General features: G+C 68.8%; 14 protein-coding genes and 1 pseudogene. 9 read left to right on the forward strand and 6 right to left on the reverse strand.

Annotation, left to right across the window (positions count from 1 at the left end; all coding sequences use genetic code 11):
• Both AC1DBQ_RS02050 and AC1DBQ_RS02055 read left to right on the forward strand, forming a co-directional pair.
• Positions 1 to 126: pseudogene (locus AC1DBQ_RS02050) on the forward strand (IS110 family transposase); the annotation flags it as partial.
• Between the two features lie 68 nt (positions 127 to 194).
• Positions 195 to 830, forward strand: a complete 636-nt coding sequence (locus tag AC1DBQ_RS02055) for a LysE family translocator (protein WP_476926908.1) — start codon at positions 195 to 197, stop codon at positions 828 to 830.
• A gap of 119 nt (positions 831 to 949) precedes the next feature.
• On the opposite strand, the gene AC1DBQ_RS02060 is transcribed toward AC1DBQ_RS02055, so the two are convergent.
• A complete protein-coding gene (locus tag AC1DBQ_RS02060) occupies positions 950 to 1,699 on the reverse strand; it encodes a 3-hydroxybutyrate dehydrogenase (protein ID WP_476926909.1) in 750 nt (249 codons plus the stop codon).
• 111 nt (positions 1,700 to 1,810) lie between these two features.
• Positions 1,811 to 3,193, reverse strand: coding sequence for an MFS transporter (locus AC1DBQ_RS02065; protein WP_476926910.1), 1,383 nt, complete (start codon positions 3,191 to 3,193; stop codon positions 1,811 to 1,813).
• 131 nt (positions 3,194 to 3,324) lie between these two features.
• On the opposite strand from AC1DBQ_RS02065, the gene AC1DBQ_RS02070 reads away from it, so the two are divergent.
• Positions 3,325 to 4,242 carry a LysR family transcriptional regulator gene (locus AC1DBQ_RS02070; protein WP_476926911.1) on the forward strand — a complete coding sequence of 306 codons (918 nt, stop codon included), beginning with the start codon at positions 3,325 to 3,327 and terminating at the stop codon, positions 4,240 to 4,242.
• Between the two features lie 31 nt (positions 4,243 to 4,273).
• Here the strand turns inward: AC1DBQ_RS02070 and AC1DBQ_RS02075 are convergent, their stop codons facing one another.
• Positions 4,274 to 5,248 carry a spermidine synthase gene (locus AC1DBQ_RS02075; protein ID WP_476926912.1) on the reverse strand — a complete coding sequence of 325 codons (975 nt, stop codon included), beginning with the start codon at positions 5,246 to 5,248 and terminating at the stop codon, positions 4,274 to 4,276.
• Positions 5,249 to 5,445: 197 nt separating this feature from the next.
• On the opposite strand from AC1DBQ_RS02075, the gene AC1DBQ_RS02080 reads away from it, so the two are divergent.
• The 6 genes from AC1DBQ_RS02080 (at position 5,446) to AC1DBQ_RS02105 (ending at position 10,795) form a co-directional block, all read left to right on the forward strand.
• Positions 5,446 to 6,378, forward strand: a complete 933-nt coding sequence (locus AC1DBQ_RS02080) for a hypothetical protein (RefSeq protein WP_476926913.1) — start codon at positions 5,446 to 5,448, stop codon at positions 6,376 to 6,378.
• 5 nt (positions 6,379 to 6,383) lie between these two features.
• Positions 6,384 to 6,785, forward strand: coding sequence for a phage holin family protein (locus AC1DBQ_RS02085; protein ID WP_476926957.1), 402 nt, complete (start codon positions 6,384 to 6,386; stop codon positions 6,783 to 6,785).
• An 18-nt stretch (positions 6,786 to 6,803) separates the two neighbouring features.
• Entirely contained in the window at positions 6,804 to 7,412 is a 609-nt protein-coding gene (locus AC1DBQ_RS02090; RefSeq protein ID WP_476926914.1) for a DUF3618 domain-containing protein, read from the forward strand.
• Between the two features lie 82 nt (positions 7,413 to 7,494).
• Positions 7,495 to 8,604: a YihY/virulence factor BrkB family protein gene (locus AC1DBQ_RS02095; RefSeq protein WP_476926915.1), complete on the forward strand. Its 1,110-nt coding sequence runs from the start codon at positions 7,495 to 7,497 to the stop codon at positions 8,602 to 8,604.
• 80 nt (positions 8,605 to 8,684) lie between these two features.
• Entirely contained in the window at positions 8,685 to 9,701 is a 1,017-nt protein-coding gene (locus AC1DBQ_RS02100; RefSeq protein ID WP_476926916.1) for a universal stress protein, read from the forward strand.
• A gap of 86 nt (positions 9,702 to 9,787) precedes the next feature.
• The gene (locus AC1DBQ_RS02105) at positions 9,788 to 10,795 is read left to right on the forward strand and encodes a zinc-dependent alcohol dehydrogenase family protein (protein WP_476926917.1); all 1,008 of its coding nucleotides are present in this window, start codon (positions 9,788 to 9,790) and stop codon (positions 10,793 to 10,795) included.
• Positions 10,796 to 10,808: 13 nt separating this feature from the next.
• Here AC1DBQ_RS02105 and AC1DBQ_RS02110 read toward each other — a convergent pair whose 3' ends face one another.
• From AC1DBQ_RS02110 to AC1DBQ_RS02120, 3 genes are all read right to left on the reverse strand, one after another.
• Positions 10,809 to 14,024, reverse strand: a complete 3,216-nt coding sequence (locus AC1DBQ_RS02110; RefSeq protein WP_476926918.1) for an HAD family hydrolase — start codon at positions 14,022 to 14,024, stop codon at positions 10,809 to 10,811.
• A 60-nt stretch (positions 14,025 to 14,084) separates the two neighbouring features.
• Positions 14,085 to 15,032: a polysaccharide deacetylase family protein gene (locus AC1DBQ_RS02115; RefSeq protein ID WP_476926919.1), complete on the reverse strand. Its 948-nt coding sequence runs from the start codon at positions 15,030 to 15,032 to the stop codon at positions 14,085 to 14,087.
• 76 nt (positions 15,033 to 15,108) lie between these two features.
• Positions 15,109 to 16,200, reverse strand: coding sequence for an SDR family oxidoreductase (locus tag AC1DBQ_RS02120; RefSeq protein ID WP_476926920.1), 1,092 nt, complete (start codon positions 16,198 to 16,200; stop codon positions 15,109 to 15,111).
• Between the last annotated feature and the right edge of the window lie 95 nt (positions 16,201 to 16,295).

A 16,295-nucleotide genomic window follows, 5' to 3' on the forward strand; every position in this document is an offset into this window, starting at 1 on the left:
AAACGCGGCCAAGGAAAGAAACACAACGCCGCCATCATCTGCCTCGCCCGGCGCCGCTGCGACGTCATCTTCGCCATGCTCAAAAACGGCACCCTCTACCAAGAAAAGGCACCCGAGGGCGCTTGACCAAAAGCATAGGGACACCCCCCTCCCGGGGCCCTCCCGGGAGCGCCCCGGGAGGGTTAAGATCAGGCATGGTTCCCGCCCCCAATCTCCTGGCTTTTGCCCTCGCGGCGCTCGTGCTCATCGCCGTCCCGGGGCCCAGCGTGCTGTTCGTGATCGGACGGACGCTGGCCCTGGGACGCAAAGGCGGCCTCTTGAGTGTCGCCGGGAACGCGGGCGGCGAGTTGGTGCAGATCGCCGCGGTGGCCGTGGGCGTCGGGGTGGTGCTGGCCCAGTCGCTCCTGCTCTTCAGCGTGGTGAAGTTTGCCGGCGCCGCCTACCTTGTCTACCTGGGGATCCAGGCCATCCGGCATCGCGGCAGCGGCGCGACGGCGGCAGACCCGGCCGACCGGTCCTCGACAGCCCGGGTGCTCCGCGAGGGATTCATTGTGGGCGCGACCAACCCGAAGTCGATTGTCTTCTTCGTGGCCGTGCTCCCGCAGTTCGTGGACTATTCTGCCGGCGCGATTCCGCTCCAGCTCGGCACGCTGGGGGCGGTCTTCCTGCTGATCGCCCTGGTCTCCGACAGCACGTGGGCCCTCGCGGCGGGAACGGCACGGCACTGGTTTGCCCGGTCGCCCCGGCGGATCGCCGCGCTCAGCACCACCGGCGGCGTGATGATGATCGGTCTGGGCGGCACACTGGCCCTCGTGGGCAACAAGGACTAGCCTGCCGCCCGCAGTTGGAAGCGGGCGGCGGCGGGCATGTGGAAGCGTACGTCTAAGCGAGGAACGAGCGAGCACGCGGAACATGTCCGTGCCGCCCGCAACTGCGGGCGGCAGCCAACTTACCGCGCGGACCAGCCGCCGTCCATGGTGTAGCTGGCGCCGGTGACCATGCCGGCGTCGTCCGAAGCCAGCCACGCCACCAGGGACGCCACTTCCTCGGGCTCCACGAGCCGCTTGACCGCTGATTCGGTCAGCATGATCTTGGCGAGGACCTCGGACTCCGGAATGCCGTGCACCTTGGCCTGGTCCGCGATCTGCGACTCGACCAGGGGCGTGCGGACGTACCCGGGGTTGATGGAGTTGGACGTGACGCCGTGCGCGCCGCCCTCCAGCGCCGTGACCTTGCTCAGGCCTTCCAGACCATGCTTGGCCGAGACGTAGGCGCTCTTGAACGGCGAGGCACGGAGGCCGTGAACGGAGGACAGGTTGATGATGCGGCCGAAGTTGTTGGTATACATGTGCGGCAGCGCGGCCCGGATCAGCAGGAACGGCGCCTCGAGCATAAGCGTGATGATGCGTCGGAAGTCGGCCGGATCGAAGTCCTCGATCGGGCTGATGCGCTGGATTCCGGCATTGTTGACCAGGATGTCGCAGTCCAGGCTGAGCGTCTGGAGGGATTCGACGTCGAGCAGGTTGACGGCCCACGAGGTGCCGCCGATCTCGTCGGCGAGGGCCGCGGCGGCGGACTCGTCCACGTCCGCGATCACGACCTTGGCCCCGCGTGCGGCCAGGGCGCGGGCGCTGGCGGCACCGATCCCGCCGGCCCCGCCGGTGACCAGTGCCTTGCGTCCGTTCAGCGTGTTTTCCATTACTCAGCCTTCCATGTCAAAAATCTAATGAGGCGGCCGGCCCCAGCGTGGCTGGGACCGGCCCAAACTCAAGCAGCCCGGAAACTCAAGCCGCCAGGTAACTCAAGCAGCTCAGCGTGCGGCTGCTACGGACAGGCCTTCACGTTCGGCGTCGGCCCGGTCCACGTCTTCCAGGGCGATGCCCTTGGTTTCCTTCAGGCTCAGGACTGCCACGGTGGTGATGGCGCAGGCGACCACCAGGTAGACCGCGGTCGGCAGCCAGGAGCCGGTGTCCTTGAGCCACTGGGTGGCCAGGAGCGGCGCCAGCGACCCGGCGAAGATCGAGGTGACCTGCGAGCCCAGGGAGACGCCGGCGTAGCGCATCCGGGTCGGGAACAGCTCCGACATCAGGGCCGGCTGGCCGGCGTACATGAAGGCGTGCAGGCACAGGCCGATGGTGACGGCCAGGACGATGATCACCGGGTTGCGGGTGTCGAACATCGGGAAGGCGAAGAACGGCCAGGTGGCGCCGGTAATGGCACCGACGAGGTAGACGGGCTTGCGGCCCCAGCTGTCCACGAGCCGGCCGATCTGCGGGATGATCAGGAAGTGCACGAGGTGCGCGATCAGCAGGGCGAGCAGCAGGGATGAGGTGTCGTACTTGTCCACCGTCTTGAGGTAGACGATCGAGAAGCTGACCACGAGGTAGTACATGATGTTTTCCGCGAACCGGAGGCCCATGGACTGCAGGATGCCCTTCGGGTACTTGCGGATAACCTCGCGGACGCCATAGCTCACTGCCTGCTCGCTCTCCAACTGGGCCTTCGCTTCGAGGAAGATGGGCGACTCAGAGACGTGGGTGCGGATGTAGTAGCCGACGAACACGATCACGGCGGAGAGCCAGAACGCCACGCGCCAGCCCCAGCCGAGGAAGTCGGCCGCGCTGAGCATGTTGGACATGATGAACAGGACCAGGGTGGCCAGCAGGTTGCCCACGGGGACGGCGGCCTGCGGCCAGCTGGACCAGAAGCCGCGGGTCTTGTTGGGGCTGTGCTCGGCGACGAGCAGCACGGCGCCGCCCCATTCACCGCCCAGGGCGAAGCCCTGGATGAAGCGCAGGAAGACCAGCAGTGCCGGCGCCAGGTAGCCGAGGGTGGCGAAGCCCGGGAGGCAGCCCATCAGGAAGGTGGAGACACCGATGATGACGATGGTGAGCTGCAGGGTGGGCTTGCGGCCCAGCTTGTCGCCGATCTGGCCGAAGACGATGCCGCCCAGCGGGCGTGCCACGAAGCCGACGGCGTAAGTCAGGAACGCCTGGATAATGCCATCCAGCTCGTTGCCGGTGGCGGGGAAGAAGTACTTGCCGAACACCAGGGTGGCGGCGGTGGCATAGAGGAAGAATTCGTACCATTCGACGACGGTTCCCACCATCGATGCTGCGACGATTTTCTTGAGCCCGGAACCCTTGGATGCGGGTACGGCGGGGGATGTTGCAGAGCGTTCGTTTACGCTCATCTGGTTCTCCTTAGTGTCCACGGTGACACGCGCTGTGACGCACAGCACTGAAATGGCTCCATTGAGTATTGCCGCACATTCGCGGCGGTTCAATGGCCAAACCGGCACCCTATGTGTGCAGAATTGCAGATATGAACGCCAATCCCGATGACCTGCTGGTCCTGCTCGCCGTCTCCCGTTCGGCGAAATTTACGACGGCGGCCCAGACTCTCGGACTGAATCACACCACCGTCTCCCGGCGGATCGCGGCGCTGGAGAAGTCGCTGGGCGGCCGGGTGCTCTCGCGCGCGTCGGGCGGCTGGGAACTGACCGAGCTCGGCGCCGAGGCCGTGCGGGTGGCCGAGCAGGTCGAAAGCGCCGTGCGGACCCTGGAACAGCCCGGGCACACGCCGGATCCCATCACCGGGGTGGTCCGGATGACGGCCACGGACGGCTTCAGCGCCTACATTGCCGCCCCGGCGGTGGCCCGGCTCCGCCGCCACCACCCCGGCCTCAGCGTCGAGATCATCACCGTGACGCGCCGGGCGCTGCAGCAGCGCTCCGGCCTGGACATCGAGGTGGTGGTCGGCGAGCCGCAGGTGCACCGGGCAGAGGCCGCGCAGCTGGGCGAGTACATGCTGGGGATGTATGCCTCCCGCGACTACCTGGCCGAGTACGGGACCCCGGCCACTGTGGAGGAACTGACGGCGCATTCGCTCGTGTACTTTGTCGATTCGATGCTGCAGGTGGACGATCTGGATGCCCCGCGGCGGCTGGTGCCGGCGATGCGGGACGGGCTGAGCTCCACCAATGTCTTTGTCCACGTGGAGGCCACGCGCGCCGGCGCCGGGATCGGGTTCCTGCCGTGCTTCGCGGCCGACCTCCATCCGGACCTGGTCCGGCTCCTGCCGGAGCAATTTGCCGAGATGCTCCCCTACTGGATGGTGCTGCGGCCCGATTCGATGCGCCGCCCGGCGGTCGCGGCCCTCGTGCAGGCGCTGCGGGAGCAGACCGCAGCCCACCGCGATGCCCTGCTGGGCCGGGGTGGAACCCCACCGGCTGCTCCGTAGGCGCCGCCCTTATGGAGCCCCAAAAGGGCCGTTACGGAGCAGTCGACGGCTGAGGGGGTTCGGACGGCCCTGGCGCCGGTGCCAGGGCCCGGCCTGCCGGGGCCAGGCCTGCCGGGGCCCGGCCTGCCGGGTCGTGGCGGACGGCGGCGCCGGCCGCGAATGCCCGCACCTTCTCGTCGTTCCAGATGTGGGCCGGCACCGCACCGCCAAGCAGGCGCCGCGCGAGGCCGGGATCGTCGTCGAACGGGCGGTCGCTGCCGGCCATGATCATGTTGCCGTAGCGCCGGCCCTTGAGCATGGCCGGATCGGCGATGAGCACCGTGTAGGCAAAGGCATCCGCGATGGTGGCGGCGTCTTCGCGGGCGTTTTTGAGGTCCGGGGCGTCGCCGGAGTTCACGACGTAGACCCCTCCCGGCGCGAGGACGCGCTTGGCGTGCTCGGTGAATTCCTTCGTGGTGAGGGGGCGCGGGGTCAGTGAACCGGCGAAGACGTCGCGGATGATCAGGTCCCGGGTCTGCGGGGTCAGGCTCTCGGTGACTTCCCGGGCCTCCCCCACGCGCAGGCGCAGCAGCGGGGCTTTGGGCAGGTCAAACCAGCCCCGGACGTAGTCGGCCAGCTTGCCGTCCAGCTCCACCACGACCTGGCGGGCGTCCGGGTAGGCGGCGTGGAAATAGCGGGCCAGTGAGCATGCTCCCCCGCCGAGGTGCAGGGCGCGCAGCTTGGGCTTGGACTCGCGGGGCCAGCGTGACTCGACCAGGGCGGAGATCCAGCGCATGTACTCAAAGTCCAGGAACAGCGGGTCCGCGAGGTCGATGTGCGAGCTCATGACGCCGTTGATGCGCAGGAGCCAGCCGGTGGAATTGTCCTGGTCCGGGATCAGTTCGCAGTCTCCGGTGTCGATATAGTACACCCCTGCCACGGGACCGGCCGGGCGGGAACCCTTGGGTACGTCCACCACTCCCGGCTCGGCGGCTCCTGCGACCCGGCCCCTGCCCCGCTTGGCCATCAGCTATCCCCCGCATTTTCCATGCTTCAACCCTAGTTCACCGGCATCCCCTGCCACTCCGCCCGGCCGGCTAACCCATATCCGTACCAAAATCAACAAGCAAGGGTACTTACTATTTATTAGTAATCATGCTTACTATTTAACTCCAGCATTGCTGGCGTCTGATCAGCAGCCGATCTTTTTGAAAGAGAGCGAAGATGACAGAGAACCCATGGCCCCAGGATGGGAGCCTCGGCACCCCTACGGCTACCCAGCAGGCTCACCTCCGGCAGGCGTCCACGTTTCCGCCCGTCGCCGACGGCGAAATCTACAGCGCGACCCCGGCCGGAGCGCCGATAAACACGCCCCCGGCAACGGCCACCGGCGCTTCCACCACCGACACCACCAGGCATGAGGCCGCGGAAGTCTCCCGTGTGGCCGCGGATTCGGCCCAGAACGTGGCCGAGACCGCTAAGACCGAGGCCACCCAGGTGGCTGCAGAGGTCAAGACGAACGCCCGGCATCTCCTGCACCAAGCACAATCAGACCTCACTGAACAAGCCGGTGTGCAGCAGCAGAAGGTGGCCCAGGGCCTCCGGTCCGTCTCGACCGAACTTCACTCCATGGCCGCGGCCTCCGAGCAGCCCGGCGTCGCCACCGATCTCGTACGCCAGGCCGCTGAGCGGTCCTCCGCCGTGGCAACGTGGCTTGACGCCCGGGATCCCGGTTCGCTCCTGAACGAGGTGAAGTCCTTTGCGCGGCAGAAGCCAGGGACCTTCCTGTTGCTTGCGGCAGGAGCGGGTGTCCTGGCCGGCCGGCTCAGCCGGAGCCTCAGCGCAGGCGCCCCGGAGCCGACCGGCGCTACGGCCGCCACTCCGTCGGCCACCGGCACTCCAGCGGCGCCGATCAGCCGGGTTCCGGACACCGGAAACGCGGTTCCGCCGCCGCCGGTCCAGATGCCGGCCCCGGAAACGACGACGGCGGGCTTCGCGGACACCTACCCGCCGAACCCACTGGATGTTGATCAGGCGGGCGACGGCAACCGGCAGGCCCGTTGGGCCTCCGGGCCCGTCGTGACCGACCCCCTCGGTCAGGATCCGCTCGGCAGTGACCCTTATGGCAGTGACCCCTTTGACGGTGGCCGTCGATGAGCGAGATGCCTCCGACCGCCGCGCATGCCAAGGCCGAATCGTCGTCCCTCGGCGACCTGCTGGGCGAGGTAACGAGGGACATGTCCATCCTGATGCGGCAGGAAGTCGAGCTCGCCAAGGTCGAACTCAAGCAGTCGGCGGCCCGGGCCGGCAAGGGCACCGGCATGCTCGCCGGCGCCGGCGTCGCCGGACACTTCGTGCTCCTGTTCCTGTCCCTGGCGCTCTGGTGGGCACTCGGGAGCCTGATGGGACTGGGCTGGTCCGCCGTCGTCGTCGCCTTGATCTGGGGCATCGCTGCCGCCGTCCTGGCCACGACCGGCCGCAAGGAACTCAAGGCAATCAAGGGCCTGCCCAAGACCACCGAGACCCTGCAGGAAATCCCGCCCACGCTCAAACCCAACCCCTAGTTCCAGCGAGGAAACACGATGAGTGAAAACCCGGATGTCATCCGAGCAGATATCGAAGCTACCCGCGCACGTCTTGGCACCAACGTCGACGCCGTGGCGGACAAGGTCACGCCGTCGCACATCGTCCAGCGGCAGACCGACAAGGTCAGGGAAAACGTCAAGGACGCAGTCTTCGGAGTGAAGGAGAAAGTCATGGGCACGGCCGACCACACCGCCGGGAGCATGCACGCGGCCGCCGGCAGTGCCGGCGCACACGTGAGTGACGCCGGCTCCGCCATCGGGGACGCCCCGGCGCAGGTCAAGACCAAAACCCAGGGCAACCCCCTGGCCGCAGGTCTGATTGCCTTCGGGGCAGGCCTGTTGGTCTCCTCCCTGATCCCGGCGAGCCAGAAGGAACGCGAAGCCGCAGATGCCCTGAAGACCGCGGCCGAACCGCTGACCACGGAACTCACCGAGGCCGCCAAACACGTGGCAGAAGGCCTCAAGGAGCCAGCCCAGGCCGCAATGGAAAACGTTAAGGCGACGGCCGCCGACGCCACCGAGCATGTCAAGACCGAGGGCCAAGGCGCAGTTGCTGACGTCAAGGATCGCACCGTCGAGGCCAAGGACAACGTCCAGCAGGCCTGATCCCGTTCGAACCCGGCCGGCCGTCCTGCGCTCACGCGCCGGACGGCCGGCTGATGCACTTAACCCCGAAGGAAGAACTTCCATGTTCAAAAACCCCGCCGCGGCCGCCACTTCAGCAGACGCCGAAACCCCGGAGAGCAGCACCGCCAAGGCCCGCACCGCACCCCCTCCGGACGACTCCCGCAAGCCGGACAGCCCCACCGAGGTGACCAAGCCGTCGTGGAAGTACATCGCGAAGAAGACGCTGCGGGAATTCACCAAGGACCAGTGCCCCGATCTCGCCGCGGCCCTCACCTACTATTCGGTCCTCTCAATCTTCCCCGCGCTCTTAGCGCTTGTGTCCCTGCTCGGCATTTTCGGCCAGGCCGGGAAGACCACGTCGGCGCTCCTGGAGATCGTCCAGGGCTTCGCGCCCGCTGAAACCGTGGACGCCATCCGCCAGCCGGTCGAGCAGCTCAGCAACTCCTCCACCGCCGGATTCGCACTCGTGATCGGCATTCTCACCGCCCTCTGGTCCGCCTCCGGCTACGTCGGGGCGTTTGGCCGGGCCATGAACCGGATCTACGAAATTGACGAGGGCCGGCCGTTCATCAAGCTGCGTGGCACCATGCTCGGCGTGACCGTCGCCACCTTGCTGATCGTCGCCGCCCTCGCGTTCATGCTGGTTCTCAGCGGGCCGGTGGCAGAGTCCGTCGGCAAGGCGATTGGCCTGGGCGGGATGGTTCTCACCGTCTGGAACATTGCCAAATGGCCGGTGATCCTGCTGCTCGTCGTGCTCGCCATCGCCATCCTGTACTACACCACCCCCAACGTGAAGCAGCCCAAGTTCCGGTGGATGAGCCTGGGGTCCTTCATCGCCCTGATGATCTTCCTGCTGGCTTCCGTGGCCTTCGGGTTCTACGTCGCCAACTTCAGCAGCTACAACAAGACTTATGGCGCTATCGGCGGTGTCATCATCTCGCTGCTGTGGCTCTGGATCCTGAACATGTCACTGCTGTTCGGCGCGGAGTTCGACGCCGAGATGGAACGCGGCCGGCAGCTGCAGGCCGGAATCGAGGCGGAAGAGACCATCCAGCTGCCGCCCAGGGACACCAAGCAGAGCGACAAGCTGCAAGCCCGGGAGGAAGAGGACATCCGACGCGGACGCGAACTGCGCGAGCAGCAGGCCGGCTCGCGGGACCAAAGCCCCTAGCCATTGACGGACCGCCGCGTTCTACTGGGGCTGCACGTATAGCCGGGCGAAGGGGTGCGTCCGCCGAGCCGGGAGGAAGAATGTCGGCACCCGCAGAGCATCAAGGCGGCGTCGTGGCAGTCGGCTACGGCGGGTCCGAGGCAGCCCGGCTTGCCGTCCGCTGGGCCGCCGGCTACGCGGCCGCCACCGGACTCGACCTTCGGGTGGTGCACGCCTGGGTATGGCCGGTCTTCACCAAGAACCTGGGCCCCGTCAAGGGAGTGGCCGGCAGCGGACTGCGGCACTCCGCCGAAGCCATCCTCGCCGAAGGCGTCGAACTGGCCCGCAGCGCCCTCCTGGAGGCAACCGGCGCGGCCGGCGTCGAACCCGCCACTGAACCGGGCGCCCGGCCCGGCATCGACGCCGCCACCGAACCCCGTGAAGCAGCGCCCGGCGAAACGGCCGACGCCGGGCTCGAAGCATCCGGCGTCGAGCGATCCGCGTCCCTTACCGAACCGGAACACCCCGGTCCCGCCGTCGACGGCGTCATGGAAGCCGGGCTCGCCGCGCCCGTCCTGCGCGAAGCCGCCCGGGACGCGCGGCTGCTGGTGGTCGGTAGCCGGGGACTTGGCGCCGTCCTGGGCCCAGTAGCGGGTTCGGTCTGCCTTGACTTGGCGGGCTCGGCACACTGCCCCGTCATGGTGATCCGGCGCCCGGGCATCCCCGGCGGGCCCGTCGTGGTGGGGGTCGACGCCTCGCCCCGCAGCCACGCCACTCTGGCCGAGGCCGCCCGGCTGGCCGGAATTCTCGGCGCCCCGCTGCACCTCGTCCACGTGGACACGTTGCGGGGCGGGGCACGGGAGGAACACGGCCGCCATGCCAGGCTCCTCGGCGAAGAGCTGCTGGACCACGCCATCGACGAGGCCCGGGCATTGGCCCCCGGGCTGGAAGTGTCCGGTGTCCTGTTCGGCAGCCATGCCGCCGCCCGGGAACTCCTTGCCGCCGCAGCCGACGCCGACGTCCTGGTACTCGGGACCCATAACCCTTCGGCGGGACCCGGCAACACCGTCTCCGCCGTGCTGCACAAGGCGCGCTGCAACGTGTTCGTCAGCCGCTGACCGCCGCTGACGGACCCAAGGGAGCGGCGACGAAGCGCATGAAAACCACATGAAACAACATCGGGACTGCAGTAAAGGAGGCCGCGGTGCGAGCCTGGCGGGTTGAACGTCCGGGGCCGATGTCCGGCGGACCCCTCGTGGCTGGCGACTGCCCGGATCCCGTGCCGGGGCGCGGGGAGGTCCTGCTCAAAGTGCGCGTCTGCGGCGTGTGCCGCACAGACCTGCACCTGGCCGAGGGCGACCTCGAACCCCGGCACCCCGGGACCATCCCGGGCCACGAAGTGGTGGGTGAGGTGATCGGGCTCGGCCCTGGAGCGGCCAGGTTCGGCCTCGGCGAACGGGTGGGGGTGGCCTGGCTGGGCGGCACGTGCGGCGCCTGCCGGTTCTGCGTGCGCGGCCAGGAGAACCTGTGCCTGTCCCCCACGTTTACCGGCTGGGACCGCGACGGCGGGTACGCCGAGCTCGTCACTGTGACCGAGAACTTCGCTTACCGGATCCCGGAGACGTTCGGCGACGAGCAGGCTGCGCCGCTCCTGTGCGCAGGCATCATCGGCTACCGTGCGCTGAGCCGGGCGGAACTGCCGATCGGCGGCCGGCTGGGCATCTACGGCTTCGGCGGCTCCGCGCATCTGGCGGCCCAGATCGCGCTCTACCGTGGTGCCCGCGTGTACGTCATGACCCGGTCCGCGGAGGCCCGCCGGCTGGCCCTGGATCTGGGCGCGACGTTCGCCGGCGGCGCCGAGGAACAGCCACCGGATCCCCTCGACGCCGCGATCCTCTTTGCCCCCGCCGGCGGGCTGGTGCCGGTGGCGCTGCGCGCCCTGGACCGCGGCGGCACGCTCGCCGTCGCAGGCATCCACCTGAGCGACATCCCACCGCTGCACTACAGCGACGAGCTCTTCAACGAACGCCAGCTGCGCAGCGTCACGGCCAATACCCGGGCCGACGGCGAGGAATTCCTCCGGATCGCCGCCGAGATCCCGCTCCGCCCCACCACCATGGCGTACCCGTTCGAGGCCGCGGATCAGGCACTGCGGGATCTGGCCGAGGACCGGATCACGGGCGCGGCCGTGCTGCACATGGAGCACACATAGCCCGCACGTGCCGTCAGTCGGACGGCCCGGCGGCGCGAAGGAACTCGTGCTCACGGCCCGCCCGGATCAGCACCTTCTCCGCGCCGACCCGCACCAGCACCGGGGCGGCGTCCCCCGGGGCCGCGGACACCCTGAGCCGGTCCGGCCCGAGGTGCACCGCCAGCAGCTGGTCACGGTAGCGGACCTGGAATTCCACCCGGTGCAGCTCCGCCGGCAGCCGCGGGGTGAAGTCCAGGGCATCGCGGGTGATCCGAAGTCCGGCGAAGCTGCGCTGGACAACGTCGATCGAGCCCGCCATGGCGCCCAGGTGGATGCCTGTGCTCGTGGTGCCCCCTTGCGTGTCGTCCAGGTCCGTGTCCAGTGCTTCCCGGAACGTGGCCCACGCCCGCTCCGGGTCCCGTTGCGCCAGCACGGAGGCGTGGGTGACCCGGCTGAGCGTGGAACCGTGCGCGGTCCGGGCCAGGTAGAAGTCCACCGTAGCCGCGATGTGCGCCGGCTCGACGTCGTACCCCATCCGGCGCAGGAACCCCAGAAGCTGATCCTCGCCCAGGACGTACAGGAGCATCAGGACGTCCGCCTGTTTGGCCAGCCGGTAGTGGTTGGTACTGTCGCCTTCGGCCTCGAGGATCAGGTCCAGCCGTTCGATGTTCCGGTAGGCGCGGCGGTAGTGGTTCCAATCGAGTTCCCGGAGTGCGCCGTAGCCGTCGAACTGGCTGATGATGCCGTCGTCGTGGAAGGGGACGAACATGCGCCGGCTCAGGTGCGCCCAGGCATCGATTTCCGCCCGCGTGATCCCCAGCCGTGACCGCAACTCCTCCATGTCGAACCCCTGCACGGAGTGCATGATCCAGACGGCCTGGTCGAACACCCAGGCCGCCATGATGTTCGTGTACGCGTTGTCGTCCAGGCCGCCGCCGGGGTTGCCCGGATGGCCGGTGTGGTACTCGTCGGGCCCCATGACGCCCTTGATGTGGAAGCGGTCCTCCGCAGCGTCATGCGCCGCCATGGATGCGAACAGCCGGGCGACGTCCACCACAATCTCGGCACCGTGCCGGGTCAGCCAGCCCCGGTCCTGGGTCGCTTCGAAGTACTGCCACGCGTTGTAGGCGACCGCCAGACCCACATGCCGCTGCAGATGGGAGTAGTCCGGCATCCAGTGACCGGAGAGCTTGTTGAACAGGAACTTGGGTGTCTGTTCGGTGCCGTCGCTGCCGCTCTGCCAGGGAAAGAGGGCGCCGCGCAGCCCGGCGTTGCGGGCCGCGTCCCGCGCCGTTCCCAGGCGCCGCCAGCGGTAGTCAATCAGTTCGCGGGCCACCGCGGGCAGCCGGGAGTTCAGGACCGGCAGGACGAACAGCTCATCCCAAAAGATGTGCCCGCGGTAGCCTTCGCCGTGGAGCCCGCGGGCCGGGACCCCGGCGTCGAGCTCGGCCGTGTGCGTGGTGAGCGTCTGCAGCAGGTGGAAGACGTGGAGGTTCAGGATCAGCTGCGCCTGGGACGGGGCATCGGATTCGATGATGAACGGCGCCAGGAGGAGGCTCCACGCTGTCTCATGGGCTGCCAGCAGTTCGCCGAAGTCCCGGGGTGCGCGCGCCAGCACGGCGAGCGCGGCCGAGACCGGCGAGGCGATGGCGTGGTCCCGCGACGTCGCGACGGCCACCGTCTTGGTGACCGTGACGGGTACGGCGTCCGTGACCGGCAGGTCGAAACGGTGTCCGTGCAGGCCCCCGACCGGCTCGGTAATAGCGACCGGAAACCCGCCGGGCGCCCCGCCGGCTCCGGTCGGCTGAGGCTGTCCATCGCCGGAAATCCGGGTCCGCAGCGCCAGGGCGATTCCGATCTTGCTCCCGCTCGTCTCCACCTCCACCGTCAGCTGCGAGGCGTCCGGCCCGGCCTCGGAGGAGGACACCGTCACCGCCGTCAGGTGCCGGTTGGCCAGCTGGGCGTCCTCCGGCACGTTGGAGTTGGTGACGCCGGTGTCGCAGCCGCTGCGGACGCTGACGGTTCCGCTCCACCCGACGGCGGTCAGGGTCGTCTCCAGCGCGGCCAGATGGGGCTCGGCCATGGACACGAGCCGGCGCTGGAGCACCCGAAGCTGCCGCCCGGCGTCGTCCTCCAGGAGCGCTTCCCGGTTCAGCAGGGCGCGTTTGAGGTCCAGCGTGCGGCGCTCGCTGCGGAGCGTCAGGCCGCCGTCGGACCACCAGTCGCCGTCGCCTATCCTGACGTCCAGCGGCAGCCAGTCCGGGATGTTGACCATGTGTTCGTCCACTGTCACCTCGCCCTGGACATTGCTGGTCAGGCTGTTGTAAACGCCTGCGAGGTAAGTGCCGGGATAGTGGACTTCGCCCGCGCGGTGCTCCGGGGCGGCGCCGCGGGTGGCCAGATAGCCGTTGCCGAGGGTGGTCAGCGCCTCGCGGTGCCGTTCGTGGGCCGGGTCGAATCCCTCGTAGACCAGCAGCCACGGGTGCGTGATGACCAGCCCGATGTCCAGTTCGCTGACGTCTTCAACCACGAGGTCGGCACCCGCGGCTTCCAGCTCGGCCCGCCGCCCGGCACGGTCGAGGCCGACCACGAGCCCGAAGCCTCCGCGCCGCCCGGCTTCCACGCCGGCCGCGGCGCCGGCGATCACCATGGCCCGGGCCGGGGTGATCTCCAGTCTGCGGACGGCCTCCAGGACCAGGGCCGGCGCCGGCATTCCGGCGACGTCGTGGTCCAGGGCCGTCTGGCCATCCACGATGTGATCAAAGCCCTCGCCAAGGCCCGCGGCGGCCACGATTGCGGCGGCGTTCCGGCTGGAGGTGGCGAGGACCACCGGGATCCGCCCGGCCCGGAGCCGCTCGAGGAGCGCCACGGTACCGGGGAAGACCGGAACGGGACCGCCCGCGAGCATGTTTTCGAAAATCCCGCCCTGGCGCTGCGCGAGTCCGAACGCCGTCCACTCCGCCGGGCCGTCCGCGGGCGAGCCCCGGGGAATGGCGACGCCGCGCGAGGCCAGGAACGTGGCCACGCCGTCCTCCCAGGTCCGGCCCTCGACGCAGCGTGCGAAGTCGCCGTCCGTGAAGGGCCCGCGCCGCGCGTCGGCGGGAAGCCGGGGGTCCTTCATAACGTCGTCGAAGAGCTGTTTCCAGGCTGCCGCGCGGAGCTCTCCCGTGTCGGTCACGACGCCGTCGAGGTCAAAGATCACGGCGTCGACGGGAGCCAGTGCGGCGGCAACTGTGGGCGACTCCGTCATGGCCCAGTCCTATCAGCGATCCCTGCGCCGCGACAGTGGCGTTCGGCCCGGGATCCGCCCTTAGCCCAAGAGTGCATCGAGGGTGGTGAAGCCATAGCCGGCCTGGCGGATGCGGCTGATCAGCCGGGGCAGGGCAGCGGCGTCCAGGGTGGTGCCGTCGTCGGGGTTGGAACCGATGTGCATCAGGACAATTTCCCCCGGCTGCAGGGCCGCCAGGACCCGGTCAGCCACGAGCTGCGCCGTCACTCCGCCGCTGGTGCCTTTCCAGCCCAGGGTGTCGACGCTCCAGCGCACCGGAAGGTAGCCGAGGTTGTTGACGGTGGCGATGGTCCTGGCGTCGCGGTCGCCGAAGGGAAACCGGAAGAGCGGCCGCGGGTCCGCGCCGGCGGCCCGGATGGCCCGCTCGGCCGATGTGACCTGGTCCGCGATGCCGGCGTCCGGCAGTCCGGTGAATGCCGGATGGGTCATGGAATGGTTGCCCACCCGGTGCCCTCCGGCGACGATCGCCGCCACGCCTCCGGGGTTCGCGGCAGCCCAGCTGCCGGTTAGGAAGAAAGTGGCCCGCACGCCCCCGGCGGCGAGGCTCTGCAGGATGCTGGGAAGTCCGGCCGCGTTGGCGCCGGCGTCGAACGTCAGGGCGACCACCCGGCCCGCGCCCGGAATGGTCTCGACGTCGCGTCCGGCGAGCGCGGCGGGGAACGGCGCCGCGGGCGGCAGCGGAGCAGGAACGGTCGGCGCCGGGGCCGGAGCGGTCGGTTCAGGGGCCGGCGGGACGGGAACGGCCGGAGCAGGCACGCTGGTGCCCGGGGCCGGCGAAGCCGCGGTCGGCGAGTCAGGGGACGAGGTCTCGGAGGCGGATCCGGACGCCGGGGAGGTGACGGGCGCAGATGCGGGCGGTGACGCCGTCGGCGCCCCCTGCAGCAGCAGGACCGCGGCGCCGAGCAGCAGCACCGCCGCAGTCACGACGGCCCCGATCATCAACCACCGGCGTCGGCTGCCAGCACTCATGGACCCCATGATTCACTGTGGCCTCACGGGTCACCGCCGGTCTAGTGCTTAAAGGCCCCCGCCGCCGTGGCGTCCCCTAGGACATTGCCGGAATCAAGCCGTCCGCCCGATACCGGTCGAACAGCCGGAGGAAGGCGTCTTCCGTTCGGCGGTACCCGGTGAAGCCGGCAAGACGGCTCTTGCTCATATCTGTGACCACTTCGAGATTCCGGCCCAGGTCACCGTCCGTGTGCCACCAGGAGGCGACCCGTGCGAGGTCGGGTTCCGCCAGCCCGTGGCGGGCGGCGATGCCTGCCCACACGCCTTCCATGCCGCGCATTTGCTGCTCCAGGGGGCGGGGTTCGTCCGCGTAGCCCACTGGCTCCACACCGAAGTAGGCGGCCAGCGCGGGCCACATGCGCCGCCAGCGGAAGACGTCACCGTTGACGATGTTATAGGCCTCGTCGCTGACGTTGTCCGCTGTGGCCGCCCAGATCATGTGGTCCGCCAGCAGCCCGCTGTCGGTCATGTCCGTGAGGCTGTTCCATTGCGTCTCGGAGCCCGGGAAGATGAACGGCTGTCCCAGTTCCCTGCAGATGGAGGCCTGGACGGCGAGGGTGAGTCCCATGTTCATGGCGTTCCCGACTGCATGTCCGATCACCGTGTGCGCCCGGTGCACGGACCAGCCAAAGCCCTGCGTCCCGGCGGCTGCCCACAATTCGTCTTCCTGGGCGTAGTAGAAGTTGGGCGTCGGCAGTCTGGGCTCGCTCTCCCGGAACGGGGTGTCCGGCATTTGCCCTGCCGCATAGGCTTCAAACGGGCCCAGATAGTGCTTCAGCCCGGTCATGAGGGCGACGTGCTTCACGGGCTTGCCGCTGAGGCTCTCGAGGACGTTCCGCAGCATGCCCGCGTTTGTCTCGATGTTTTCCTGTTCCGTATTCATCCTGGACCACGCCGTGTAAAACACGTGGGTGGGAGATTCGCCGGCCAGACCCTCGCGCAGATCCTCCACGGAATTCAGGTCCGCGCTCACATGGCGCACGTCGCGGCGGAGGAGCGGGTTGCGGGAGATCCCCACCACGTCCCACCCCTCATCAGCCAACCTGTCCACCAGCGCCGACCCGGCAATTCCGCTTGCCCCCACCACGAGGGCCGACCGCGTTTCGACCGTGTCTGAACTGCTTCGCACGTCATTCCTCCTGGTGTCGCTGATGCTGCGCCACGGCCCGTCGGGCTCGGCTCGCCGCCCGTTTGGTCGGGACGGACGCTCTTCCAGCCTCTCAT

This window comes from Arthrobacter sp. 10T413_2 (assembly GCF_056394205.1).